The 25,241-nt window shown below is 65.1% G+C and carries 23 protein-coding genes, 2 tRNA genes and 1 other RNA gene; 14 read left to right on the top strand and 12 right to left on the bottom strand.

Annotated elements, in window-relative coordinates; genetic code table 11:
• The first annotated feature begins 143 nt into the window (after nt 1–143).
• Both E0504_RS09490 and E0504_RS09485 read left to right on the top strand, forming a co-directional pair.
• The gene (locus E0504_RS09490; protein ID WP_131623392.1) at nt 144–947 is read left to right on the top strand and encodes an outer membrane protein assembly factor BamD; all 804 of its coding nucleotides are present in this window, start codon (nt 144–146) and stop codon (nt 945–947) included.
• A gap of 312 nt (nt 948–1,259) precedes the next feature.
• Nucleotides 1,260–3,509 (top strand): EAL domain-containing protein, encoded by a 2,250-nt coding sequence (locus E0504_RS09485; protein ID WP_165938456.1) that lies wholly within the window; start codon nt 1,260–1,262, stop codon nt 3,507–3,509.
• A gap of 248 nt (nt 3,510–3,757) precedes the next feature.
• Here E0504_RS09485 and mfd read toward each other — a convergent pair whose 3' ends face one another.
• The 3 genes from mfd to E0504_RS09470 form a co-directional block, all read right to left on the bottom strand.
• Nucleotides 3,758–7,255, bottom strand: coding sequence for a transcription-repair coupling factor (gene mfd, locus E0504_RS09480; RefSeq protein WP_131623389.1), 3,498 nt, complete (start codon nt 7,253–7,255; stop codon nt 3,758–3,760).
• Nucleotides 7,256–7,398: 143 nt separating this feature from the next.
• Nucleotides 7,399–7,677, bottom strand: coding sequence for a succinate dehydrogenase assembly factor 2 (locus E0504_RS09475; RefSeq protein ID WP_131623387.1), 279 nt, complete (start codon nt 7,675–7,677; stop codon nt 7,399–7,401).
• A 39-nt stretch (nt 7,678–7,716) separates the two neighbouring features.
• A complete protein-coding gene (locus tag E0504_RS09470; protein WP_131623386.1) occupies nt 7,717–8,232 on the bottom strand; it encodes a hemerythrin domain-containing protein in 516 nt (171 codons plus the stop codon).
• 143 nt (nt 8,233–8,375) lie between these two features.
• Here E0504_RS09470 and recG point away from each other — a divergent pair, with 143 nt between their 5' ends.
• Nucleotides 8,376–10,436 carry an ATP-dependent DNA helicase RecG gene (recG, locus tag E0504_RS09465; protein WP_131623384.1) on the top strand — a complete coding sequence of 687 codons (2,061 nt, stop codon included), beginning with the start codon at nt 8,376–8,378 and terminating at the stop codon, nt 10,434–10,436.
• 43 nt (nt 10,437–10,479) lie between these two features.
• Here recG and E0504_RS09460 read toward each other — a convergent pair whose 3' ends face one another.
• Together E0504_RS09460 and E0504_RS09455 are read right to left on the bottom strand one after the other, a co-directional pair.
• Complete coding sequence (locus E0504_RS09460; RefSeq protein WP_131623383.1) at nt 10,480–10,884, bottom strand: hypothetical protein; 405 nt, start codon at nt 10,882–10,884, stop codon at nt 10,480–10,482.
• A 9-nt stretch (nt 10,885–10,893) separates the two neighbouring features.
• Nucleotides 10,894–11,724 (bottom strand): TIGR02587 family membrane protein, encoded by an 831-nt coding sequence (locus E0504_RS09455; RefSeq protein ID WP_131623381.1) that lies wholly within the window; start codon nt 11,722–11,724, stop codon nt 10,894–10,896.
• Between the two features lie 103 nt (nt 11,725–11,827).
• On the opposite strand from E0504_RS09455, the gene E0504_RS09450 reads away from it, so the two are divergent.
• The gene (locus E0504_RS09450) at nt 11,828–12,289 is read left to right on the top strand and encodes a DUF411 domain-containing protein (RefSeq protein ID WP_131623379.1); all 462 of its coding nucleotides are present in this window, start codon (nt 11,828–11,830) and stop codon (nt 12,287–12,289) included.
• 18 nt (nt 12,290–12,307) lie between these two features.
• Here E0504_RS09450 and E0504_RS09445 read toward each other — a convergent pair.
• Nucleotides 12,308–12,384: transfer RNA gene (locus E0504_RS09445), tRNA-Pro, on the bottom strand.
• Nucleotides 12,385–12,483: 99 nt separating this feature from the next.
• Here E0504_RS09445 and E0504_RS09440 point away from each other — a divergent pair.
• Genes E0504_RS09440 through E0504_RS09420 form a run of 5 tightly spaced genes read left to right on the top strand, consistent with a single transcriptional unit; the run spans nt 12,484 to nt 17,864 of the window.
• Complete coding sequence (locus tag E0504_RS09440; RefSeq protein ID WP_131623377.1) at nt 12,484–13,416, top strand: thymidylate synthase; 933 nt, start codon at nt 12,484–12,486, stop codon at nt 13,414–13,416.
• A gap of 39 nt (nt 13,417–13,455) precedes the next feature.
• Nucleotides 13,456–14,790, top strand: coding sequence for a 3-methyl-2-oxobutanoate dehydrogenase (2-methylpropanoyl-transferring) subunit alpha (locus tag E0504_RS09435; RefSeq protein WP_131623375.1), 1,335 nt, complete (start codon nt 13,456–13,458; stop codon nt 14,788–14,790).
• Between the two features lie 50 nt (nt 14,791–14,840).
• Nucleotides 14,841–15,839, top strand: coding sequence for an alpha-ketoacid dehydrogenase subunit beta (locus tag E0504_RS09430; protein WP_207912459.1), 999 nt, complete (start codon nt 14,841–14,843; stop codon nt 15,837–15,839).
• 1 nt (nt 15,840) lies between these two features.
• Nucleotides 15,841–17,232, top strand: coding sequence for a dihydrolipoamide acetyltransferase family protein (locus E0504_RS09425; RefSeq protein WP_131623373.1), 1,392 nt, complete (start codon nt 15,841–15,843; stop codon nt 17,230–17,232).
• A gap of 35 nt (nt 17,233–17,267) precedes the next feature.
• Entirely contained in the window at nt 17,268–17,864 is a 597-nt protein-coding gene (locus E0504_RS09420; RefSeq protein ID WP_131623371.1) for a YdeI/OmpD-associated family protein, read from the top strand.
• Nucleotide 17,865: 1 nt separating this feature from the next.
• Here E0504_RS09420 and E0504_RS09415 read toward each other — a convergent pair whose 3' ends face one another.
• Entirely contained in the window at nt 17,866–18,279 is a 414-nt protein-coding gene (locus E0504_RS09415; RefSeq protein WP_207912410.1) for a hypothetical protein, read from the bottom strand.
• Between the two features lie 172 nt (nt 18,280–18,451).
• Between E0504_RS09415 and E0504_RS09410 the strand changes: the two genes are divergently transcribed.
• Nucleotides 18,452–18,528, top strand: a tRNA-Asp gene (locus E0504_RS09410).
• A gap of 31 nt (nt 18,529–18,559) precedes the next feature.
• On the opposite strand, the gene E0504_RS09405 is transcribed toward E0504_RS09410, so the two are convergent.
• The 5 genes from E0504_RS09405 to E0504_RS09385 form a co-directional block, all read right to left on the bottom strand.
• Nucleotides 18,560–18,790 carry a DUF2842 domain-containing protein gene (locus tag E0504_RS09405; RefSeq protein ID WP_131623367.1) on the bottom strand — a complete coding sequence of 77 codons (231 nt, stop codon included), beginning with the start codon at nt 18,788–18,790 and terminating at the stop codon, nt 18,560–18,562.
• Nucleotides 18,787–19,365 carry a 5-formyltetrahydrofolate cyclo-ligase gene (locus E0504_RS09400; RefSeq protein WP_131623365.1) on the bottom strand — a complete coding sequence of 193 codons (579 nt, stop codon included), beginning with the start codon at nt 19,363–19,365 and terminating at the stop codon, nt 18,787–18,789. Before E0504_RS09400 ends, E0504_RS09405 begins: the two co-directional genes overlap by 4 nt.
• Before the next feature lie 27 nt (nt 19,366–19,392).
• Nucleotides 19,393–19,559, bottom strand: a non-coding RNA gene (ssrS, locus tag E0504_RS09395) — 6S RNA.
• 10 nt (nt 19,560–19,569) lie between these two features.
• Nucleotides 19,570–20,163, bottom strand: a complete 594-nt coding sequence (zapA, locus tag E0504_RS09390; RefSeq protein ID WP_131623363.1) for a cell division protein ZapA — start codon at nt 20,161–20,163, stop codon at nt 19,570–19,572.
• Nucleotides 20,160–20,399, bottom strand: coding sequence for a hypothetical protein (locus tag E0504_RS09385; protein ID WP_207912408.1), 240 nt, complete (start codon nt 20,397–20,399; stop codon nt 20,160–20,162). The genes zapA and E0504_RS09385 overlap by 4 nt, the downstream gene beginning before the upstream one ends.
• A 142-nt stretch (nt 20,400–20,541) precedes the next feature.
• Here E0504_RS09385 and tkt point away from each other — a divergent pair, with 142 nt between their 5' ends.
• Genes tkt through E0504_RS09365 form a run of 4 tightly spaced genes read left to right on the top strand, consistent with a single transcriptional unit; the run spans nt 20,542 to nt 25,230 of the window.
• Nucleotides 20,542–22,542 carry a transketolase gene (gene tkt / locus E0504_RS09380; RefSeq protein ID WP_131623361.1) on the top strand — a complete coding sequence of 667 codons (2,001 nt, stop codon included), beginning with the start codon at nt 20,542–20,544 and terminating at the stop codon, nt 22,540–22,542.
• Between the two features lie 14 nt (nt 22,543–22,556).
• On the top strand, nt 22,557–23,564 hold the full coding sequence (gene gap / locus E0504_RS09375; RefSeq protein WP_131623359.1) for a type I glyceraldehyde-3-phosphate dehydrogenase: 1,008 nt from the start codon (nt 22,557–22,559) through the stop codon (nt 23,562–23,564).
• An 11-nt stretch (nt 23,565–23,575) separates the two neighbouring features.
• Complete coding sequence (gene pgk / locus E0504_RS09370; protein ID WP_131623357.1) at nt 23,576–24,778, top strand: phosphoglycerate kinase; 1,203 nt, start codon at nt 23,576–23,578, stop codon at nt 24,776–24,778.
• Complete coding sequence (locus E0504_RS09365) at nt 24,775–25,230, top strand: PaaI family thioesterase (RefSeq protein ID WP_131623355.1); 456 nt, start codon at nt 24,775–24,777, stop codon at nt 25,228–25,230. The genes pgk and E0504_RS09365 overlap by 4 nt, the downstream gene beginning before the upstream one ends.
• The last annotated feature ends 11 nt before the right edge of the window (nt 25,231–25,241 follow it).

The following is a 25,241-nucleotide window of genomic DNA, read 5'->3' as shown; positions in this document are numbered from 1 at the left end:
TAACCGCCTCTTGCCTGTGGTAGAGTTGCCAGCGGCCTACCGCACGGAAGTTACCGCGGGGTTAAACCGGCGGCGGGCGGGGCGGCGCTGCGCGGGCAACTTCACTTTGCGTTCACGGGGGAGGGCGGTATAGGCACGGCCCTATGCAGACCCGCCCCCGCACCCCGCTCAAGCTGATCGCCACCGCCGCCGTTCTCGGCGCGTCGCTCACCCTCACCGCGTGTGCGGGCCGGGGCGGGGGGCCGGCGGACACCGCCTATGTCGCGCGCGACGTCGAAACGCTTTACGCCGCGGCGAAGGACCGGCTCGACCGCAATCAGCCCAAGCTGGCGGCCGCGCTGTTCGACGAGGTGGAGCGCCAGCACCCCTATTCGCCGTGGGCCCGGCGGGCGCAGTTGATGAGCTCGTTCAGCTATTACGTGGCGCGCGATTACGACAAGGCGGTGTCGAGCGCGCAGCGGTTCCTGTCGATCCACCCCGGCAACAAGGACGCGCCCTACGCATACTACCTGATCGCGCTGTCCTATTACGAACAGATCAGCGACGTGACCCGTGACCAGCGGGTGACCGAGCAGACCCGCACCGCGTTGCAGGAACTGGTCCGCCGCTATCCCAGCACTCCGTACGCGAGCGATGCCAAGCTGAAGCTCGACCTGGTGGAGGACCACCTCGCGGGCAAGGAGATGGAGATCGGGCGGTTCTACGAACGCTCCGGTTCATGGCTGGCGGCGCAGATCCGGTTCCAGAACGTGGTCGACAACTTCCAGACCACGGGCCACGCGCCCGAAGCGCTGTACCGGCTGGCGGAAACCAACCTCGCGCTCGGCATCCCGTCCGAGGCGATCAAGTACACCGCCGTGCTGGGGGCCAACTACCCAGGCAGCGAGTGGTACGAAAAAGCCTACAAGCTGGTGCAGAAGAACGCCGCAAACGTAACTGCGAGCTAGCCCGCTTTTCACCGGCACCCCATGGCGGGGGGCGGCGGCCCTCGGGGCCGTTTCCGGCGCCACCTCATGTGCACGGCCAAGGTTAACAGCGGACCTCCCCACTTCTGAGGGGAACGGCGCCGTTTAGGGTTACGATTTCTTTCCCTTTCCCGGATTAGAACCGTTGCGGATCATTTTCGATCGCAGCCGAGGAGTGGCGCGTCGCCGCACCAGATGGATCAGTACGGGCACCTCCAAGCGCGTGGCACGGACCACTCTGCGACCGGCCGCGCGCGTACGTGGTTCAGCCGCGGTCGCAGGCGCAGCAATCGAATGGCGTCGCTGTCCAACGCCCGCCTCCGGATCGTGCTGTGGGCGATCGCATTCGGGCTGATCGCCGGGGCGATCGAGCTGTTCCTGCCGATCGAGGATTCGTACCGCGCGATCCGCGCGATGACCCGCGAGCATCCCAGCGATGGCAAGACGGTCATGGTGTTCGTGGACGATCGCTCGCTCGACGCCCTGGGGGTCAGCGACCCCGATCGGGCGGACGATGCTACGGTGCTCGAGACTCTGTTCGCGATGGGCGCTCAACGCGTGTTCTTCGACCGGCTTTATGCTGACAGGAGTACCAACCCCAAGGGTGACGCAGCGCTGGCTGCATCGATGCGGCGCCACAAGTCCAAGACATTCATCGGCGGTACCGGGCGCCTCGATGGGACGGGCCTGTCGCTATATCCCAACCCATTATTTCGTGATGCGGCCAACATTGTCGCGCTTGACGGGGAAGAAGGTCCGCTTGGACTCTCGGCCAAGTTTCCGACGATCCAGACAGTCAGGGGCAGGCAGTTGCCGTCGTTGTCTGCCGAGCTTGCTGGTTACCGCGGGCCGGGCGGATGGTATCCCATCGACCTGGCAATCGACTATACGACCATCCCGCGCGTTTCTTATATCGATGTGCTGAACGAGCAGGTCGATCCCGGCAAGTTCAGCGGCAAGGACGTGGTGGTTGCACCGTTCAGCCGGACCCAGCCGGATCTCCATCCCATTCCATTCAACAAGAAAATACCCGGTGCCTTGATGCACGTCATGGGGGCCGAGACCCTGCGCAAGGGATACCCGACCAACCTTGGCTGGCTGCCCGCCTTCGCGGTTGTCTGCGGTCTCATAGTGTACTTGTCGCGCCGCAATCAGCCGTCTGGCAAGACCATCGCCGCTGCCTTCGTGGTGATAATCGCCCTGCCGTTCGCGCTCGACTGGATGCGAATCTCGATCGACATCATGCCCGCGCTGCTGTGCCTGACGATTGCGGCGGTGCGCCTGAGGCGTCTTGCACGGGAAGCCTATCGTGGATCGACCAGCCTGCAGAACTTCTCGGTCCTGCAGCGGGATCACGCCGATGACCAGGTGGATGTCATCGCGCTGAAGATCCGCAATTTTGGCACCATCAGCGCGTTGCTCACCCCCGAGCAGGTCGACGAGTTGCTCACCAAGGCGCAGGCCATGCTGCAGGCGACCGACGAAGCTGCCGAGTTCGCCTTCGACAAGGACACGTTCATCTGGCTGGCCTCGCGACTGCGGCAAGGCGACCTGGAAGACCACTTGCGCGGGCTCCACGCGCTGTTCAGCACCAGCATCTCGGTCAGCGGCCAGGCGCCGGACGTGGCGTCTTCCATAGGAGTGGATACCGATTACGTCGCGCCGCTGCGCGAACGGACCGAGAATGCGATTCAGTGCGCCGAGGACGCCGCGCATGCCGGCCGCATCTTCATGGTAGCCGAACCGCGGATGGTCGAAGACCGCGTCTGGCGGCTACAGATCCTTTCCGAACTGGAGAGCGCGATCCGCAAGAACGAGGTCGATGTCGCCTTCCAGCCCAAGTATTCCCTCACCCACGACACGATCGTCGGCGCGGAGGCGCTGCTGCGCTGGCAGCATCCGGTGCGCGGGTTCATCGAACCGTCGCAGGTCGTCGCGATCGCGGAGGAGCATAATCGGGTGGATATGATCACCCGGTTCGTGCTCACCCGCGCGATCAGCGAAGCGCGGCGCGCATTGACCATCGACCCCGCCTTCACGATCGCGGTCAACATCTCCGCGCTCGACCTGCACGATCCCTTGTTCGTTGGGAAGATCGAGCATCTCCTTGGCAGGTTTGGCTTTCCCGCTGCCAACCTGATGCTTGAAATCACTGAAACGGCACCGATCGAGGATGACGAGGTCATCGCGACAGCGCTGCAGAGCCTCAAGCAGTTGGGCGTGAAGCTGTCGGTAGACGATTTCGGCACCGGGCACGGCTCGTTGCACTACCTGCGGCGCATCCCGGCCGACGAGGTCAAGATCGATCGCAGCTTCGTGACCGGGATGGAATCCTCATCCGACGATCGAGCGCTGGTGCGTAGTGCGATTGAGATGATCCACTCACTGGGCCGAACGGCGGTTGCAGAGGGCGTCGAGAACCAGGCGGTGGTCGATCTGCTGCGTGCCATGAACTGCGATACCGCACAGGGCTATCACTTCGCCCGGGCACAAACGATGGCCGAACTGCTGGCCCGGATGGGAGCAAGCTCTATCGCGGCTTAACGACTTGCAAACCATTTACGATCTGTTAACTCTCTTCCTGCGGCAATTGTTGCAACAGGAGGACTTTATGTCGATTTGGTCTGGATGGCGTGCGCTCTTCGGCGGAAACTGAAGCGCTCTCAATGCATTGAAAAGCCCCGGTAAATCCGGGGCTTTTTGATTCTAGGGAATCGTCTGCTTGAGGCCGGGAGCTGGCCCCGGTAGCGGTTAGCCAGTAACGAATCGGTAACCACGCCCCAGGCCATTGCTCACGCCGCCTGCTTCTGCTCGCCGCGCCGCCTGACGACGCCGCTGAGGCCCTTGGTGAGCTGGAACAAGCCGTTGAGCCGGCTCGGCGGATCGCCCCACGCGCGGCTCAGCACCAGTTTCATGTCGGGCCGCAGCTTAGCGTCGGCGCCCACTCGATCGATCCAGCTCATCAAGCCCGCAGGGTCGGGGAAGGTGTCGTTGTGGAACGTTACCAGCGTGCCACGCGCGCCGACATCGATCTTGGCGATATTGGCCTCGATCGCCTGGTGCTTGATCTCGATTAGTTTGACCAGATTGGCGGTCGGCGGAGGCAGGGGCCCGAACCGGTCGATCATTTCCGCTGCCAGCGCCTCGATCTCGCCCTGGTCGCGCGCGTCGTTCAGGCGGCGGTAGAGGCCCATCCGGACAGTGAGGTCGGGCACATAGTCTTCGGCGATCATGATCGGCGCATCGACGGTGATCTGCGGCGACGGACCCTTCTCGCGCTCGACACCCATGTCGCCGGCCTTGGCTGCCAGGATCGCGTCCTCCAGCATCGATTGATAGAGTTCGAACCCGACCTCGCGGATGTGGCCCGACTGCTCGTCGCCCAGCAAGTTGCCCGCGCCGCGAATGTCGAGATCGTGGCTGGCGAGCTGGAAACCGGCGCCCAGGCTGTCGAGGTCGCCCAGAACCTTCAGTCGCTTCTCACCCACCTCGGTCAGCGCGGTGTCCTTCGTTGTGGTGAGGTACGCATAGGCGCGCAGCTTCGAGCGTCCCACGCGGCCACGCAGCTGATACAGCTGGGCAAGGCCAAAGCGGTCGGCGCGGTGGATCACGATGGTGTTGGCACTGGGGATGTCGAGCCCACTCTCGACGATGGTGGTCGACAGCAGCACCTCGTACTTGCCGTCATAGAACGCGCTCATCCGCTCTTCGACTTCGGTCGGGGGCATCTGGCCGTGAGCGCTGATCGCCTTCACCTCGGGCACGTGCTTGGTCAGCCAGTCCTCGACCTCGGCCATGTCGGCGATGCGCGGAACGACGATGAAGCTCTGGCCGCCGCGGTGATGCTCGCGCAGCAGCGCTTCGCGCATGACCATGTCGTCCCATTCCATCACGTAGGTGCGCACAGCGAGCCGATCGACCGGCGGAGTCTGGATGGTCGACAGTTCGCGCAGGCCCGACATCGCCATTTGCAACGTGCGCGGAATGGGCGTGGCGGTGAGGGTCAGGACGTGGACATCGGCGCGCAGCTGCTTGAGCTTCTCCTTGTGCGTCACGCCAAAGCGTTGCTCTTCGTCCACCACGACCAAGCCCAGATCCTTGAACTCGGTCGATTTCGAAAGGATCGCATGGGTGCCGATGACGACGTCGATCTGGCCGTTCTTCAGGCCTTCGCGGGTCTCGGCCATCTCCTTGGCGGTGACGAGCCGGCTCAACCGCCCCACCTTGAGCGGAAAGCCGGAGAAACGCGCTGCGAAGTTTTCGTAATGCTGGCGCGCGAGCAGGGTGGTGGGGGCGACCACTGCCACCTGCTTGCCGCTCATCGCCGTGGCGAACGCTGCGCGCAGGGCGACCTCGGTCTTGCCGAAGCCAACGTCCCCGCACACCAGCCGGTCCATCGGCGCGCCGCTGGCGAGGTCATTCAACACGTCAAAGATCGCGCGATCCTGATCGTCGGTTTCTTCCCACGGGAAACGGTCGACGAAGGGCATGAAACTCGCTTCATCGACTTCCACCACCGGCGCCTTGCGAAGCGCGCGGGCGGCGGCGGTGCGGAGCAATTCGTGCGCGATCTCGCGGATGCGCTCCTTGAGCCGGCTGCGCCGCTTCTGCCACGCCTCGCCGCCGAGGCGGTCAAGCGATACGGACTCCTCGCTTGAACCATATCGGCTGAGCACCTCGAGGTTCTCGACCGGCACATACAGTTTGTCGCCGCCGTGATACTCCAGCATCACGCAGTCGTGCTGGCTCTTGCCGACGGGGATCGGTTCCAGTCCCAGATACTTGCCGATCCCATGGTCGAGGTGGACCACCAGGTCGCCGGCATTGAGCGCCTGCAGTTCGGCGAGGAAGGCATCCGCGCTCTTGCGGCGCTTCTTGCGGCGGACCAGCCGGTCGCCCAGCAGGTCGGCTTCGGTGACAAGGTCGATCTCGTCGTTGGCGAAGCCCGCCTCAAGCGGGACAACCAGCGCCGTGGGCTTGCCTTTCGCGCTAACGCCAAGCGCTTCCTGCCAGCTTTCGGCCAGCTCCATCGGGGCCCCCGTCTCGCCGATGATGGACGCGATCCGCGCGCGGCTGCCCTTGGAATACAGCGCCAGCAGGGGGCGCTTGCCCGCTGCGCGAACGGTCTTGAGGTGGTCGGCGGCGGCGGCATAGATGCTGTCGCCCGATCCGCTCGCCTGCCGCGCACGCTCAGGCGCGAAATCGCGGCCCGACTGGAACGCGAAGTCGATCACGTCCGCGCTCTCCGGCTCGGCGAAGATCGAGGCCCGGTGGATGGGCTGATCCTTCAGGGCCGCCTGGAACTCGCCCACCGACAAGTAGAGCGCGTCTTCCGCCAGCGGCCGATAGGTGCCGCTTTCGCGTTGACGGTGATAGTCGCCGATGTCGGTCAGGCGTTCATCGGCGGCGGTCAGCGCGCTCGCTTCGATGACCAGCAGGTCATTGTCGGCCAGATGATCGAACAAGGTCGCCAGCTTGTCCTCGAACAGCGGAAGCCAGTGCTCCATTCCCGCCAGGCGGCGGCCTTCGCTGATGGCCTGGTACAGCGGGTCCTGGGTCGCGTTGGCCCCGAACAGCTCGCGATAGCGGGTGCGGAAGCGCTTGATCGTGTCATCGTCGAGCAGCGCCTCGCTCGCCGGCAGCAGCAGGTGCCGCTCCAGCGTGCCGGTGGTCATCTGCGTCGTCGGATCGAACAGGCGCAGGCTCTCCAGTTCGTCACCGAAGAAATCCAGCCGCAAGCCATGATCAAGGCCTGAGGGAAACACATCGAAGATCGAGCCGCGAACCGCGAATTCACCGTGGTCGACCACGGTGTCGGTGCGCGAATACCCCTGCCGCTGGAGCACGCCAATCAGCGCCTCGCGTTCGATCGTCATGCCCGGCTTCAGCTCGCGCACCGCCTCGCGCACGCGAAACGGCGTCAGGACGCGCTGGAGCAGCGCGTTGACCGTCGTCACCAGCAGCTGCGAACCCTTCTTGCCCGACTGCAACCGGTGCAGCGCCGCCAGCCGCCGGGCGCTGACCGAGAGAGCGGGGCTGGCGCGATCGTAGGGCAGGCAATCCCACGCGGGGAATTCGATCACCTCCAACTCGGGCGCAAAGAAGTGCGCGGCTTCGGAAATCGAACGCATGCCCGCTTCATCGGGTGCGATGAAGACCGCGCGGCCACCCTTGGGACGATGTCCGGCGGCGCGGGCAAGATCCGCCATCACCAAAGGCTGGGCGCCGCGCGGAATCGACGCCAGCGTCAGCGGCTTTTTCGCGTTCAGGATTCTCTGAAGGTCGGGCATCGGGATCCTGTCGCGGGGGAGATTGGTGGACGGCACACGGAGGCACCCGCCCGAGATATTCGAGCAGGCGGTTTGGCCGAATTGCCAGATAGGACGAACGCCCGGTTCGGCAACCGGTTTCCGGCTAAATACGCCCTTGGTTTCTAACCGATGTCGACGTAATCCAGCCGGCGCATGACATCGAACTGCGGGCCGGTGAGGCGCGCCGGAGGCTCCTGTACGCCAAGCGCCCAGGCCATTACATCGACATCATCCTCTTCGAGCAAGGCTTCGAACCACTCGATCCCGGCTTCGTCCCAATCGGTGTGATAGCGATCGAAGAAGCCGCCGATCATGTAATCGGCCTCGCGCGTGCCACGGTGCCACGCGCGAAACTTCGCGCGGGCGAGACGGGCGGCGAGGGGGTGGTCGGGAGCGGCCATGGCGACGATCTAGCCGCCACGGCCGCTCGCGTCACGCGTTCAGCTTGCGTCCGCGTTTACCGTCGTCAATTCGGCGGGCGGGAGTCCGTCAGCCTCTGCCTGGGCCTTCAGCTCTTCCTTGCGTGCGAGCATCGGCTCCAACAGCGCCTTCACGTCCACGTCGCTGTCGCGCACCTGGCCGAAATAGCTGTCCTTGCCCTGCTCCTCTTCCTTGACATGGTGCTCGATTTCTTCCTGCAACACCTTCACCTTGGCTTCAAAGAACTCGCCTTTGCCGCCTGATTCCATGATGTCGTTGATCAGCACCTTGGCCCCGTCGTGCTCGACATGGGCTTCCTTGTAGAGGTCTTCCTCCACCGCATCCTTCGTCGCGGGGTAAAAAATCTCTTCCTCGATCATGGAATGGATCTTGAGTTCGTTGCAGATCTGCTGCGCCAATGCCCACTTCCGGTCGTCGCTGCTCGCCTTTTCGAACTTCTCGAACAGGTCTTCGACCTCGCGGTGATCGTGCTTCAGCAGCATGATCGCGTCGGTATATTCTTCCTTGCCGGCCATCGAGAGTCTCCAGTCACAGGGGCGGGTACGCCTCGTGACAGAGAAAGCCGCGATGGCCGGCGCCGTTCCCGAAGGCGCCGTGCCCGGCCGATAAGACGGTGCGGCTTTCCCGCAGGGTGCGTTGTGCTTTAGAGACGCCTGCGATGCGGCCGGAAATCCTCAACTCGCTATTCGCCGAGGTCGAAACGCTCGACGGCGTCGGACCCAAGGTGGTGAAGCCACTGGAAAAGCTGGGTCTGACCAGGGTACGCGACGTCGCCTATCACCTGCCCGACCGGTTCGTGACCCGCCGGCCGGTGGAGAACCTGGATCAGGCGAGTGTGGGCGAACAGGTGGTGGTGCCGCTGACGGTCACCGAACACCGCGCCGGCCGGTCGGGCCGCGGACCCTATAACGTGCTCGCGCAGGATGCGATCGGCAACGTCTGCTCGCTGACCTATTTCGGCAAGGCGAGCTACACCGCGAAGAAGCAACTGCCGGTCGGCGAGAAGCGGTGGGTTGCGGGGCGGCTCGACCAGTACGGTCAGATGCTACAGATCGTCCACCCGGACCATGTGGCCGAGGACAGCGCCGGGCTGCTGACCACTCTCAACGAGCCGGTTTATGCGCTGTCGGAAGGGCTGACGCAGCCGAAAGTGGTCGGGTTGGCGACGCAGGCGTTGGCGCGGCTGCCGGAGCTGCCCGAATGGATCGAACCCACGCAGTTCAGCAAGGCGAAGTGGCCCGCCTGGGCGGACGCTCTGAAGCTGGCGCACAAGGGGGAGCATCCGGCCGCGCATGACCGGCTGGCCTACGACGAACTGCTTGCCAACAGCCTCGCCCTGGCACTGGTCCGGGCGGATAACCGCAAGCGGCGCGGACAGCGGTTGCAAGGCGATGGCAGCTTGCGGAGCCGGCTGGACCTGCCGTTCCCGCTGACCGGCGCGCAGCAGCGCTCGATCCGCGAGATCGAAGGCGACCTGGCGCAGGACACGCCGATGCTGCGGCTGCTGCAGGGCGATGTGGGGTCCGGCAAGACGGTGGTCGCACTGGAAGCGATGCTGGTCGCGGTCGAGGCGGGGGCGCAGGCGGCGCTGCTCGCCCCGACCGAGATTCTTGCCCGCCAGCATTTCGAAACGTTACGCCGGATGCTCGCGCCCACCGGGGTCGAGATCGCACTCCTGACGGGCCGCGACAAGGGGCGGGCGCGCGAATCGATCCTGATGGGGCTGCACGACGGGGGCATCCGGATCGTGGTCGGCACGCACGCGATCTTCCAGGATACGGTGACCTATCGAAATCTGGGCCTGATCGTGATTGACGAGCAGCACCGCTTCGGCGTCTCGCAGCGGCTGACGCTCGCCGGCAAGGGGCGGGTGACCCCGCATACGCTGGCGATGACCGCGACGCCGATCCCGCGGACGCTGACGCTGGCGCAGTATGGCGAGATGGAGGTCAGCCGGCTCGATGAAATGCCCCCCGGTCGCCAGGCGATCGACACCGTGGTCGTGTCCACGGACCGCCTGCCCGAGATGGTCGAGCGGCTCGCGGCGCAACTGGAGGCTGGCGCGCAGGCGTATTGGGTGTGCCCGATGGTGCACGAGCTGGAGAACGAGGATATCGCCGCGGCCGAGGCGCGCTTCGCTGCGTTGAAAGAGCGATTCGGTGACGCGGTCGTGCTGGTCCACGGCCAGCTTCGGCCCGAAGCCAAGGATGCGGCCATGGAGCGGTTCGCCGCCGGCGACGCGAAGCTGCTGGTTGCAACGACCGTGATCGAGGTGGGCGTCGATGTGCCCAACGCGACCTTGATGATCATCGAGCAGGCCGAACGCTTCGGCCTCGCCCAGCTTCATCAGCTCCGCGGCCGGGTGGGGCGGGGCAGCCAGAAATCGGTTTGCGTGTTGCTCCGGGGCGAAGCGCTGAGCGAAGTCGGGCGTGAACGACTGGCACTGATGCGCGAATCTCAGGACGGCTTTTATCTGGCGGAGGAGGACCTGCGGCTGCGGGGCGGCGGCGAACTGCTCGGCACCCGCCAGTCTGGCGACGCGCCGTTCAAGCTTGCGACGCTGGAGCAGATCCAGCGGCTGCTGCCGCTGGCACACGACGACGCGCGGCTGCTGATGGAGCGCGACGGCGGCCTTGCCAGCCCGCGGGGAGAGGCGGCGCGTGTGCTGCTCTACCTGTTCGAGCGAGACTGGGGCGTGCAGCTGCTGCGCGGCGGGTGACGACCCTGGCACGCAACTGTCTTTCGCCCGTGACGCCGTGACGTCACGGCTCGGCGTAGCCGGTCACTCGCAAGGTCAGGCGTCCGGTGCGCGGATCGGCCGGGAGCACGACGCCGCCTCGCTGTGACGAATCGCCCGGAACGTAATCGAGCGAGACCACGCTCGTCACCGGCTGCGATCCTGCAATCTCGAGCGTCGCTTCGACTTCGACCGCCGCCGCCGTCCGGGGCGACCGGTTGCGGGCTTCGAATTCCACCAGGTAGCCGCCTGCCGTGGGATGGATGCGGCCTGCCTGCACCGATAGTGCCGGCGTCGTCGCGCCGCCCGCGCCCGACAACGCCTGCCAGCCGATGAACCCGATAAGACCGGACGTAAGCAGAAAGCCGATCGCCCCCGCCAGGATTGCGATCCTAGGGAGTTCTTCGCCTGACGATGCTGGGTCGGTCATGTCGCCTCCCTATACCACGAGCCGCGCCGTGCCGGCGCCGAGCGCGGCGGGAAAGCCGAGCACCGCCACCATTATGGCGATCTGCAGCGGGTCGGCGCCATCGGTGCGGCCGAACGTCCACAAGACATAGAGGCTGACGAGGAGGGCGATGCCGTAACCCGCGATCGAAAAGGCGATGATGCCGCGCCATCCGCTTTGCGCTTCGGCCAGTTTCTCCTCGCCCCGAAAATCGAGCGCGTAGACGAACGCATGCAGCGCCAGAATGGAGAGCGCGACCAGCGCCAGCGCATGCCAAGGGGTCATCTTGAACGCGATCAGCATCATTTCCTCGGTCGGCGCGGTATTGAACGCGAGGAACAGCGCGCCGACCAGCATCACGAACAGTTCCCGCGTGTAGGTTGGCGGCTTCTCTGGCTCGTCTTCGTCGTCGCGTTCTCCGAACTGTGCCCGCGCGAGCAAGGCTCCGATGCTGGCAGGGACCGACTGCACCGCGATCTTTCCCAGAATCTCCCCCAGCGGCATTTCAGGGGTAATAATCGCGAACACGCCCAGCATCAGGGCAGAACCGGCGATGCCGATCCCATACGCCGTAAACGCATCTATGACGTCCTGGGCATGGCTCCTCGTTTTCTCGAAGCCCACTTGCCGGGACAGAGGAATGAGCAGCGCCAGGTTGAGCACCATGAACAGCGTCAACCGCCCGCGATCGAGGTAGAAGCCGAGCCACCACATCTCCATCGTCATCAGCAGCGGGAAAGCGAAGATTATCGCGCCGGCGAAAGCGCGCGCCAGTCCTTTTGCATAGGCGCCGTTTCCGGTCGCGTGCGCGATCTCCGTCATGACGAGCGAGCCTATATACCCGCATCCGGCTTCGCCAGCACCGGCGGCCATTCTTCCCCGACAAGGCGCTTGCCGGTCGCGCCTGCCGGGTTAGAAGAATGCCATGATCAACGCCCATCCGCTCATCCGCCGCCTGGCGACCGTATCCGGCGCCATCCTGCTTGCCGCATGCACGGGCGCCGCTCAAGCGATGCCCTACGTGATGTTCCGCGACCCGGGCTGTGGCTGTTGCAAGGACTGGGCGGCGCACGCGCACGAACAGCTCGCTCACGAGGTGCAGGTGCGCGAGGACGAGCCGATGGATGCGGTCAAGGCGCGGCTGGGCGTGCCGGTCGACCTTTCGTCATGTCATACCACCGTGATCGAAGGGTATGTGATCGAAGGCCACGTGCCGGCGCGAGAGATCAAGCGCCTGCTTGCCGAACGGCCGGCGGGCGTAACGGGGCTGGCGGTTGCGGGGATGCCGATGGGTTCACCCGGAATGGAGGCCGGCGGCCGCGTGCAGCCCTATCAGGTCATCGCCTTCGGCGACGCCAGGCGCAAGGTGTACGCCAGCTACCCGTGAATTGACGCGAAAGTGAAATGGTCGGGGAAAGAGGATTCGAACCTCCGGCCCCTGCCTCCCGAAGACAGTGCTCTACCAGGCTGAGCTATTCCCCGACCGATCTCATCCCAGCTAGGCTGGGCGAGGCAGGAGCGGGCCTATAGGGACGGGCGCGCGGGGTGGCAAGCACGGTTTTGTCGCGCTAGGGCGATGACATGCTCGCTGGATCGCTTCACCCTGAGACGCAGTACCTGGACCTGATGCGGCGCATCTGGCGCGAAGGGTCGGAGCGGATCGACCGCACCGGCATCGGTACGCGTTCGGTGTTCGGAGCGGAACTGCGGTTCGACCTGGCGGGCGGGGCCATGCCGCTGATAACCAGCAAGCGGGTCTACTGGAAAACCGCCACGCGCGAACTGCTGTGGTTCCTCACCGGCGAGACCAACATCCGGCCGCTCGTGCTGCAGGGCGTGCACATCTGGGACGACTGGCCGCACGCGCGCTATGTCCGCGAAACCGGCGATGACCTACCGATCGAGGAATTCGTCCGGCGCATTGCCGAGGACGAGGTGTTCGCCGCCAACTGGGGGGACCTGGGGCCGGTCTATGGCAAGCAATGGGTCGACTGGCCGACCTTCCGCTATCGCCCCGACGGCCTGTACGAGCCGGGCGAGGGCATCAACCAGGTGGCCGAAGTGGTGCGCTCACTGCGCGAGAACCCCGGCAGCCGGCGCCACATCATCGAGGGCTGGAATGTCGCGGAACTCGACAGGATGGCTCTGCCTCCATGCCACAAGACTTACCAGTTCCATGTCGCGCACGGGAAGCTGAATGCGTTGCTCTACCAGCGCAGCTGTGATGTCGCCCTGGGTCTACCGTTCAACCTGTGGTCGGCGGCACTGCTGCAGCGGATGCTGGCGCAGCAGGTCGATCTGGAACCGGGCGAGTTCGTTTGGATGGGCGGGGACGTGCACCTCTATCTCAACCATGCCGAACTGATCGAGGAACAGCTGACCCGGGAACCGCAGGGACGGCCGCGGCTTGAGATCCTGCGGCGGCCAGCCTCGATCTTCGATTACCGGATCGAAGATTTCGAGGTGACGCAATATACGCCGCTCAGCGCTCTCAAGGCGCCGGTGGCGGTTTGACGGGGGTTTTCTTGACTCGCTCACCTCCTCTGAAATAAAATGTCCCAATCGCATAACAATGCTGCACTGCGGGAGAGCGAGTTGGCCAACGGCCCTGACGAGACTGGACAGGCGGGGCGCAATCGCCCGGCCCTGAGCTTCCACGTTCCCGAACCCAAGTTCCGCCCCGGTGACGCGGTGGATTTTTCAGACCTGAAGATCACCGAGGCCGGCGCCCAGCCGCGGCCGGACGAGACCTGCGCCCCGATCGACACCGCCCCGCTTGCCAACGATTTGATTCGCGTGCTGGGAGAGGACAACGCCGCGCATGGTCCGTGGGACCCCAAGCTCGATCCTGATACGCTGCGCCGGATGCTGTCGACGATGGCGCTGACCCGCGCGTTCGACGAACGGATGTACCGGGGCCAGCGGCAGGGGAAGACCAGCTTCTACATGAAATGCACCGGGGAAGAGGCGACCAGCGTCGCGGCCTCGATGGCCCTGGCGGCGGACGACATGGTGTTCCCCAGCTATCGCCAGCAGGGCATCCTGCTTGCGCGCGGGTATCCGCTAATCGAAATGATCAACCAGATCTATTCGAACCGCGGCGACAAGCTGAAGGGCCGGCAGCTGCCGATCATGTATTCCAGCCGCGAGCATTCGTTCTTCACCATCAGCGGCAACCTTGCCACTCAGACACCGCAGGCGGTGGGCTGGGCGATGGCGAGCGCGATGCGCGGCGACAGCCGGATCGCGGCGACCTGGGTGGGCGAGGGCAGCACCGCAGAGGGCGACTTCCACGCCGCCTGCCTGTTCGCCACGGTGTACAACGCGCCGGTGATCCTGAACGTGGTCAACAACCAGTGGGCGATCAGTAGCTTTTCCGGTTTTGCCGGCGGCGAGCGCGCGACCTTTGCCGCGCGCGGGGTCGGCTACGGGATCGCATCGCTGCGGGTGGACGGCAACGACGCGCTGGCCTGCTACGCCGCCGAACAATGGGCCGCCAACCGCGCGCGCGCCAATGCCGGGCCGACGCTGATCGAGCACTTCAGCTACCGTGCAGAAGGCCACTCCACCTCCGACGATCCGAGCCAATACCGCAGCGCGCAGGAGCGCAGCGAATGGCCCCTCGGCGACCCGGTCATGCGGTTGAAGAACCACCTGATCGCACTCGGCGAATGGGACGACGAGCGGCAGGAGAAACTCGACCTCGACTGCGCCGAACAGGTCAAGGCGGCGACCAAGGAAGCCGAAAAGAACGGTATCCTCGGCCACGGGCTCCACCACCCGTTCCACACCATGTTTGAAGATGTGTACGAGGAACTGCCCTGGCATCTGGAAGAGCAGGCCGCGCAGGCGATCCGCGAAAGGGAAATCAAGTGGCCAGCAGCGTGACCGACGAAGCCCCGGTCGGCCTCGCCGACGCGCCGTCGCGCAACCTCAACATGATCGAGGCGATCAACGACGCGCTCGATATCATGCTCCACCGCGACCCGATGGTCGTGATCATGGGTGAGGACGTGGGATATTTCGGCGGGGTGTTCCGCGCCACCGCTGGCCTGCAGGAAAAGCACGGCAAGAACCGGGTGTTCGATACGCCGATTTCGGAATGTGGGATCATCGGCGCGGCAGTCGGCATGGGCGCGTACGGCCTGCGCCCCGTGCCCGAAATCCAGTTCGCCGATTACATCTATCCCGGGATCGACCAGCTGATCAGCGAAGCGGCGCGGCTGCGATATCGCTCGGCGGGCGAGTTCATCGCGCCCATGACGGTGCGCTCGCCATTCGGCGGCGGCATCTTCGGTGGCCAGACTCACAGCCAGAGCCCGGAGTCGCTGTTCACGCACGTCGCGGGCCTCAAGACCGTGATTCCCAGCACGCCGCATGACGCAAAGGGGCTGCTGATCGCCGCGATCGAAGACAACGATCCGGTGATCTTCTTTGAACCCAAGCGCATCTACAACGGACCGTTCAGCGGCTACTACGACAAGCCGGTCGAGCCCTGGAAGAACCACCCTGATAGTCAGGTGCCCGAAGGATATTATCGCATCCCGCTCGGCAAGGCGCGGACGGTTCGCGAGGGCGAGGCGCTGACGGTGCTGACCTATGGGACGATGGTCCACGTCACCGAAGCCGTGTGCCGCGAGAAGGGCGTCGATGCCGAGATCATCGACCTGCGCTCGCTGGTCCCGCTCGATATCGAGGCCATCGAAGCATCGGTCGAGAAGACCGGCCGCTGCCTGATCGTGCACGAGGCGACCCGCACCAGCGGGTTTGGCGCGGAACTCAGCGCCCTGGTGCAGGAACGTTGTTTCTATCATCTCGAAGCTCCGGTCGAACGCGTGACCGGGTTCGACACCCCTTATCCCCACAGCCTCGAGTGGGCCTATTTCCCTGGACCGGTTCGCATCGGCGAAGCGCTCGACAAGATACTGGAAGCTTAAGATGGGCCGGTACACCTTCAACCTCCCCGACATCGGCGAAGGCATCGCCGAAGCCGAGATCGTGGCGATGCACGTCAAGCCGGGCGACGTCGTTCAGGAAGATCAGCAGATCGCCGACATGATGACCGACAAGGCGACGGTCGAGATGGAAAGTCCGGTATCGGGCACCGTGGTCGAGGTCGCGGGCGAAGCCGGCGACGTCATCGCGATCGGATCGATGCTGGTCGTGATCGAGACCGAGGGCGCAGGCAATGCCTACGCGGGCGGAGCGCCGCAGACGGCGGGTTCGCCGGCTGAGGCTCCGGCACCCAAGGCGCCAGAGATGGAACAGCGGATCGCGGCCGAGAATTCGGACGCGGGCGATGCGGACGCCGCCATCGCGCGCGACACTCGGCCGGCTTCAGCACCCGAGACCGACACGGCTCGCCCGGACGCTGCGACCGGACCTGCCGTTTCGGACAGCGCTGCCTCGCCCGCCAGCAAGAGTCCTGCGCAAACGCAGTCGCCCTCGTCCGGTCGGGCAAAGGTTCTGGCAACCCCGGCGGTGCGCCAGCGCGCGAAAGACCTGGGCGTCGATCTTGGCGAAGTGCGTCCCAGCGAGGAGGGGCGCATCCGTCACTCCGATCTCGACGCGTTTCTGTCGTACGGCGGGGCGAGCGGACATGCGCCGAGCGGCAAGACCCGGGCGGACGAGACGGTCAAGGTCATTGGCCTGCGCCGGCGGATCGCGGAGAACATGGCGGCGGCCAAGCGCAACATCCCCCACTTTACCTACGTGGAAGAGTGCGATGTGACCGAGCTGGAGCGCCTGCGCGAGCAGCTCAACGCCGCGCGCGGGGAAAAGCCGAAGCTGACGATGCTGCCGCTGCTGATCGCGGCGATTTGCAAGACGCTGCCCGACTATCCGATGATCAACGCCCGCTTCGATGACGAAGCCGGCGTGGTGACCCGCCACGGCGCAGTCCATCTCGGCATGGCGACCCAGACTGATGGCGGGCTGATGGTGCCGGTGATCCGCGACGCGCAGGCCCGCAATCTGTGGCAACTGGCGACTGAAATCCGGCGGCTGGCAGAAGCAGCGCGCGACGGTTCGGCCAAGTCGATCGAGCTCAGCGGCTCAACCCTGACGGTGACATCTCTCGGGCCCCTGGGCGGTGTCGCGACCACCCCGGTCATCAACCGGCCCGAAGTGGCGATCATCGGACCCAACCGGATCGTCGAACGGCCGATGTTCGTGCCCGATGGCATGGGCGGCGAAAGGATCGAGAAGCGCAAGCTGATGAACATCTCCATTTCGTGCGATCACCGAGTGGTCGACGGCTGGGATGCGGCGAGCTTCGTTCAAGCGGTCAAGCGGCTGATCGAGACGCCTGCGCTTTTGCTGGCAAGCTGATCGATCTATGCTGCTCTCTCGACAGGAGATGCAGCATGAAGATCGATCCGCGCATCGACGCCTACATCGTTAACGCTGCGCCCTTCGCGCGGCCGATCCTGACCCGGTTGCGGGCGGTGGTGCACGAGGTGCTGCCCGGCGCTGAGGAGACGATCAAGTGGGGCATGCCGCACTTCACGCTGGCTGGTAAGAACGTCGCCGGAATGGCGGCCTTCAAGGCGCATTGTTCGTTCGTCATCCACGGCGACGGTCGGCAGGGAGCGCCCGCCCGGGGCGAAGGCATGGGGCAGTTCGGCAAGATCGCTTCGCTCGATGACCTGCCTCCCGAGGCGGAGTTGCGCGATCACCTGGCATCGGCGGCGGAGCGGATCACGACGCACGGCAGCGCCGGACGCCCACGCTCCAGGGCGACCAGGCCGGAGATTACGGTGCCCGACGATCTTGCCGCGGCGCTTGCGGCAAGTCCCGCAGCGAAGGTCACTTTCGACGGGTTCGCACCGTCGCATCGACGCGATTATCTGGACTGGATTGTGGGCGCCAAACGCGCGGAAACCCGTTCCAGCCGAATCGCGCAAGCGATCGAGTGGCTGGCCGAGGGCAAGAAGCGCAACTGGAAGTACGAAAAGTGCTAAGTCAGCGGACGATCGCGCTGTAGGTAATTCGCCCTGCCGGAGCGGAAGGCGGGACGCGGAGCCGCAGGTGCGTCACGTCTTCAGCAGAAGCCAGCCTGCTGCCGATCCGCAAGTCCTCCAGCTGTCCCCAGTTACGCCCTTGGTCGATGGAAACCTCCACCTCCTCATTGCCGGCGCGTTGAAATGCGAGTGGACGGGGCACCGCGCTTTCCAATGTGAAGCCGCGCGCGGCAGCCGCGCGCCAGGCGAGCACCAACACGACCTTGTCGCCTTTGCGCAGGGTGGTCGCCGGCTCTAGGGCCCGGGTGCCCTGTCGGCTCCGCTCCACGTACACCGACCGTTCAATGCCGACCCCGTTCGCGGCACTCACCCCGCCTGCCATCAGGCACAGCACGGCTCCTGCAACCAGTCCCATTCGCATGTTTCACTTCCCCCCAAGCCCCGCACGCGAGGCAGGTGAGGAATGGCGCGGCGTGGTTAATTTTTCGTGCATCGCGATGCATGCACAAAGCAGCCCGACGCGCGGTTGACAGCCCAGTTTCGACCCCTTAGTGGCGCGGCTCCCAAGCGGTGCGAACCCCAGATGCGCGGGTGTAGCTCAGTTGGTTAGAGTGCCGGCCTGTCACGCCGGAGGTCGCGGGTTCGAGCCCCGTCACTCGCGCCACTTGGGAATTTTTCGCTTAGCGATAGCGGCGTCAGTTCTGCTTCGGCAGGCGGAAGCTGCCGGTCTCCATCCAGACCATAAAGCGCTTGAGCGGCAGCAGCCAGACGATCCCCAGCACCAGGTAAACCGCCGCCTGTCCCAGCGTCGGCCACGCGCCGATCAGGTCGGGCACGTAGCGCGCCACCACCAGCGCGTAGACACTCAGCGCGGCGAGCAGTGCCAGGATACCGAGTGGGATGCGCGCGGTGGGTTCGGTTCTCATGCAAAGGGTCCGTAAAGGCGCGTGGGGGTAACGACTGCCGCCAGTGAACGATCGTGCGGCTCGTGCGGCATTGTGTCGATCAACTGGGTATCCCACGCCAGCCCGATTGCGATGGCATGCGGATGGGCGGCCAACCAGCGATCGTAATGCCCGCCGCCTTGGCCGAGCCGATGACCTTCGGCGCTGAATCCGACCACCGGCACGATCAGGACATCCGGGACCATCACCTCTGCATTCGGGTCCGGTTGCTTGAGGCCGTACGGTCCTGTCTCCAGGCCGTCTTCTCCAAAGGGATCGGCAAAGGCCGCAAACTCCATCACCGCGGCGTGATCGCTAAAGCGGGGAAGGGCGATGGGGTGGCCACGCTCGTGGAAGAAGCGGGCGTAGGCGGCCGCAGGCGCCTCGTTGGCGGTCGCGTGGTAGAGACCCACGGTCGCTCGTTCGGGAATAAGTGTCAAAAGGGGAGCTGGCGGCACGCGGAACAACAGCGCGCGGGTCGCATCGGGCAAGGCGGCGACATGCCGGCGACGCTCTGCGCGCAAGGTCTTGCGCAAGGCGGCTTTGGTCTCGGTCACGGCAAGTCGCCTCTTCGGTTGTGGAGTGGCGGAACCACCATGGGTCGTTGCCCCAGTATCCTCTGACGCCGTAGGTCAGGTGGGGACCATGTGCCCCGGTCCCCGGGACAAACCCGGTCGCCAAGGTAGGGACAGCCCCCTAGGATTGCTTATAGCCCAGGGATAATGTTGCGGCTCGTGCCGGGCAGTCCCGCCGCCACTTATCTAGGGTGCCTGCGAGCCGCCCTCAAGCTTATCCGCCGTTTGCTCGAGCATTTCTGCCAGCCTTTCAAGCGCCGGCGCGAGATCTTCGTCCTCATTCGAGCGGGGGCCGTCGCTCACTGGAAGGGCTGCCAGCTCTTCCCTCTGCGCCTCCAGCGCCTCGATCCGATCGTGGAGCGCGCGTTCGTTGATCTCGCGTTCCGCCAACCGCTCGCTCAATTCGGCCAGCCTGTCCTGTGCCGCTTCAAGCTCGTGCGCACGGTTATGCTCCGCCACCTGCAACCGCTCGAACTCCGCCTCGCGATTGGCGAGGGTGGCCTTCAGTTCCTCGATCTCGCCAACGGCTGAGCCCGCCTGCGCCTTGGCCGCCGCGATATCGCTCTCCGCGCGCGTGACGGTGTCACGGCCTTCGTGCACTTCATCCGCCAGCAGAAGAGCGGCGAACAGAAGGTTCTGCGCATCGTTGCCGGTAAGGCGACCCATCGAGGCCAGCTTGTCGCTGATCGCGCTTCCAAGGCGCGTCACCCGGTCCTCTTCACCGGCTGCGCAGGCGACCCGGTAGGTCCGTCCTCCGATTGACAGCGCGACCTCGCTCACCCTTCAAGCTCCCCCAGCAGAGCGTCGAGATCGCCGAGCGCCTGCGCGACCGTTTCCCGCAGACTTTCGTGACGTTCAACCAGCGCGGTGACCGACGGCGGCTTGGCGGGTGACGGATCGCGCGCGCGGTCCGCGGCATGGGCGATCCGGGCGAGCGCATGCTCGATCCGCTGCACGGCTGCTTCAGTCTTGTCGCCCGTCATCATGCCGCGAATTATCGCGTTTTCCACGGCCATGCAAAGCCTTACCGCAACCTGTTGATAACTGTCTTTCGGTCGCTTCGGAGGCCGCCGGGACGGCGCCCGCCTTGACCTGACGCGGTGCCTCCGCGAAGGGGTCCGCGCGCGCTCGAATCGCGCTTAGCTGGAGACTTCCCGGATGACGCCAGAGCCCGAGCAATCGGCCGCCGCCCGACTGGCGCCGATGGCCAACGCCATTCGGGCCTTGTCGATGGATGCGGTACAGGCCGCGAACTCCGGACACCCCGGGATGCCGATGGGCATGGCCGATGTCGCCACGGTGCTCTGGTCCAAGTACCTCAAGTTCGATCCTGCTGCGCCCGACTGGGCGGACCGCGACCGTTTCGTGCTGAGCGCGGGCCATGGTTCGATGCTGATCTACAGCCTGCTGTATTTATCGGGCTACGCCTCGCCGACGATCGACGACATCCGCAACTTTCGCCAACTGGGCAGCGTGTGCGCCGGACATCCGGAAAACTTTCTGATCCCCGGAATCGAGTGCACTACCGGTCCGTTGGGACAGGGGCTGGCGATGGCGGTGGGCATGGCCGTGGCCGAGCGGCACCTCAACGCTGGCTACGGCGATGCGTTGGTCGACCATAACACCTGGGTGGTGGCTGGCGACGGGTGCCTGATGGAGGGCGTCAATCACGAAGCCATCGGGCTTGCCGGTCACCTGCGGCTTGGCCGGCTAAAGGTGCTGTGGGATTCGAACCGCATCACCATCGATGGGTCGACCGACCTGTCTACGTGCGAGGACATCCCCGCCCGCTATCGCGCCTCGGGCTGGCACGTGATCGAGTGCGACGGGCACGATTTCGCCGACATCGACCGCGCGCTTGCCGAAGCGAAGGCTCACGATGCCTCGCCGGTGCTGGTCGAATGCCGTACGATCATTGGCAAGGGCGCGCCCACGAAGCAGGGCACCAGCGGCGTGCACGGCGCGGCGCTGGGTGACGCTGAAGTGGCCGCCGCGCGCGAACACCTGGTCTGGACCGACGCGCCGTTCGTTATTCCCGATGCCATCCTGGCGGACTGGCGCGCTGTTGGCGCGCGGGGGGCGGCAGCGCACCACGAGTGGCAGGGGCGGCTAGATCAGTCGAGCAAGGCGGCCGAATTCGCCGCGCGCATGGCGGGCGAGATGCCGGCGACCGGTCTTGACGGCTTCATCGCGGGCCTTCTGGCGGAACCGAAAAAGGTGGCAACCCGCAAGGCCAGCGAGATGGCGCTCGAAGTGCTGACGGTCGACGTACCGGCGATGATTGGCGGATCGGCGGACCTGACGGGTTCGAATAACACTAAGACCAAGGCCACCACGCCGCTTACCGCAGACGATTACGCTGGCCGGTACCTGTATTACGGCATTCGCGAATTTGGCATGGCCTGTGCGATGAACGGGATGGCGCTGCACGGCGGGGTGATCCCCTACGGTGGGACCTTCCTGATCTTCAGCGACTATTGCCGCAACGCCGTGCGGTTGAGCGCCTTGCAGCAGACCCGCGCGATCTACGTGTTTACCCACGATTCGATAGGACTTGGCGAGGACGGGCCGACGCACCAGCCCATCGAGCAGTTGATGAGCCTGCGGCTGATTCCGAACCTGAACGTGTTCCGCCCGTGTGACGTGGTGGAAACCGCCGAGTGCTGGGCACTCGCACTGTCGACCCCGAACACGCCATCGGTGCTCGCGCTGAGTCGCCAGAACCTGCCCCAGCTTCGCGAGGAAGGCGGCATGCTGTCCGCCAGGGGTGCCTATCGGCTCCGCGCGGCGCGAGCGGCGCGCAAGGTCATCCTGATCGCGACCGGCTCCGAAGTGGAAGTGGCTGTCGCCACCGCCGACGCGCTTGAGGCAGAGGGCATCGGCGCCGACGTAGTCTCGATGCCGTGCATGGAGCTGTTCGAGGCGCAGGACGAGGCGTACAAGTCCGATCTGCTGCCGAACCTGCCGCCCGAGCAGTTGCTGCGCGTGTCGATCGAGGCTGGCGCGACGCTCGGGTGGGACCGGTACACCATGGCAAATGGCCTGAAGATCGGTCTCAACCGCTTCGGAGCGTCTGCGCCGGCAGAAGATCTCTACGCGAAGTTTGGCCTCACTGCCGAAGCGATCGTGCCACAAATCAAAACAAAACTAAGTATTTAGCAGGAGCTTTTCACATGGCGACCAAGGTTGCGATCAACGGGTTCGGACGCATTGGACGGCTGGTGGCGCGCGCCATCCTGGAGCGCACCGATCACGATCTGGAACTGGTTTCGATCAATGACCTGGCCGACACCAAGTCGAATGCGCTGTTGTTCGGGTTCGACAGCACCCACGGGCGTTTCCCCGGCACGGTCGAGACTGATGGCAACGATCTCGTCGTGAACGGCCGGCACATCAAGGTGACTGCGGAGCGTGATCCCGGTAACCTGCCGCATGGTGCCAACGGCGTCGACCTGGTGCTTGAATGCACAGGCTTTTTCCAGTCGGACGAAGCGAGCCGGCCGCATCTGTCAGCCGGCGCCAAGCGCGTGTTGATCTCCGCGCCGGCAACCGGCGTTTCGAAGACGATCGTGTTCGGGGTGAACCAGGACACGCTCACCGCAGATGACGTCATCGTATCGAACGCAAGCTGCACCACGAACTGCCTGGCGCCCGTTGCCAAGGTGTTGAACGACGCGATCGGCATCGAACGCGGGTTCATGACGACGATCCACAGCTACACCAACGACCAGCGCATGCTGGATCAGATCCACTCTGACTTGCGCCGGGCGCGGGCGGGGGCGATGAACATGATCCCCACGACCACCGGCGCCGCGCGCGCGGTCGGTCTGGTTCTGCCAGAGCTGAAAGGCAAGCTCGATGGCTCGAGCGTCCGCGTGCCGACGCCGAACGTGTCGCTGATTGACCTGGTGTTCACGCCGGGGCGTGACACCACAAGGGAAGAGATCAACGAGGCGCTGAAGGCTGCCGCGGATGGGCCGATGAAGGGCGTGCTCGACTTCACTGATCAGCCGCTGGTTTCGAGCGATTTCAACCACTACCCGGCGTCTTCTACGGTCGATTCGCTGGAAACGGCCGTGCTTGAAGGCAAGCTGGCGCGGGTCGTGAGCTGGTACGACAACGAGTGGGGTTTCTCCAATCGGATGATCGACACCGCCGGGGTCATGGCGAAGTTCATCTGAGGCGGCTGGACATGGCCAGCTTCAAGGCGCTCGACGACCTGCCGGATGATCTCTCCGGCAAGGTTGCTCTGGTACGCGTAGACCTCAACCTGCCGATGAACGAAGGCCGGGCGAGCGACCTCACCCGGGTTGAGGCGAGCGCGCCGACGATCCTCGAACTGGCGGACGCCGGCGCCAAGGTCTTGCTGCTGGCGCATTTCGGACGCCCGAAAGGTGAGCGCTATTCGACGATGAGCACCAGCGTCGTGCAGGGCGACCTCGAACGCGTGCTGGGCCGCGAGGTCATGTTCATCTCGGAATTGTCGGGACCGGTGGTCGAACAATCGATCGGGATCTTGCGACCCGGCGACATCGGGTTGCTCGACAACGTCCGGTTCTGGCCGGGCGAAGAGGGCAACGATCCCGAATTCGCCCGAGCTATCGCGGCGAACGGCGACTTTTACGTGAACGACGCCTTTTCCGCCGCGCACCGGGCGCACGCCTCGACCGAAGGGCTGGCGCATCTGCTGCCGGCCTATGCCGGGCGCGCGATGGAGAAGGAACTGAAGGCGCTCGACGCGGCGCTCGGCAATCCGGAGGCGCCCGTCGCCGCGGTAGTTGGCGGGGCGAAGGTTTCGAGCAAGCTGGCCGTGCTGGAAAACCTGGTGGGCCGCGTGCAGCACCTGATCATCGGCGGCGGCATGGCCAACACCTTCCTCGCCGCACGCGGGGTCGATGTGGGCAAGAGCCTGTGCGAGCACGAACTGGCGCCGACGGTGAACGCGATCCTCGACCGTGCCGATCATGCCGGCTGCACGGTGCATCTGCCATACGACGTGGTGGTCGCGAAGGAATTCGCCGCCAATCCGCCGTCCATGCGGATCTGCAACGTTCACGAGGTCGCGGCCGACGAAATGATCCTCGACGTGGGTCCGGCTGCGGTCGAGGCGCTGGCTGACGTTCTCAAGACCTGCCGCACGCTGGTCTGGAATGGACCGCTCGGCGCGTTCGAGACCGCTCCGTTCGATGCCGCGACCGTGTCGCTGGCCCGCATCGCTGCCGCCCTGACGCAGGACGGCAGCCTGGTATCTGTGGCAGGTGGCGGCGATACGGTGGCCGCGCTGAATCACGCGGGCGCGGCGGCGGATTTTACCTACGTTTCCACCGCCGGTGGCGCGTTCCTGGAGTGGATGGAAGGGCGCGAACTGCCGGGCGTGAAGGCGCTGGAGCAATGAGCGAGGAAAAGGCGCAAACGTCGCACGGGCCGATCGAGGTTACCGAGGGCGAATTCGCCGGATGGATGAACTGGCCGCACGACGCGTTCGAAACCCGCGCGGGACCGTTCTATTTCCGCAACGACGAGAACGGCCAGGCCGTCTGCGCTTTCCGGGCTGAGCAGAAGCACATGAACGGCGGCGGGTTCATGCACGGCGGCTGCCTGATGACCTTTGCCGATTTCGCGCTGTTCTCGATCGCGCACAACGAATTGCGGGACAATTTCGCTGTCACGCTGAGCATGACCTCGGAGTTCCTCGACCCATCGCGCGTGGGCCAGTGGATGGAAGCGCGCGGAGAGGTTGTGCGGGCCGGCGGCAAGACGATTTTCGTGCGCGGCACCATCACCGCCGACGGCAAACCGGTATTCACCTTCACCGGGATCATCCGCAAGGTTGGCAAACGCAGCTAGCATTCGACAAG

The sequence above is a fragment of the Parafrankia sp. BMG5.11 genome, from assembly GCF_004337455.1.
Note: the sequence above shows the minus strand (reverse complement) of the source record. Positions and strands in the feature narration are given on the sequence as shown.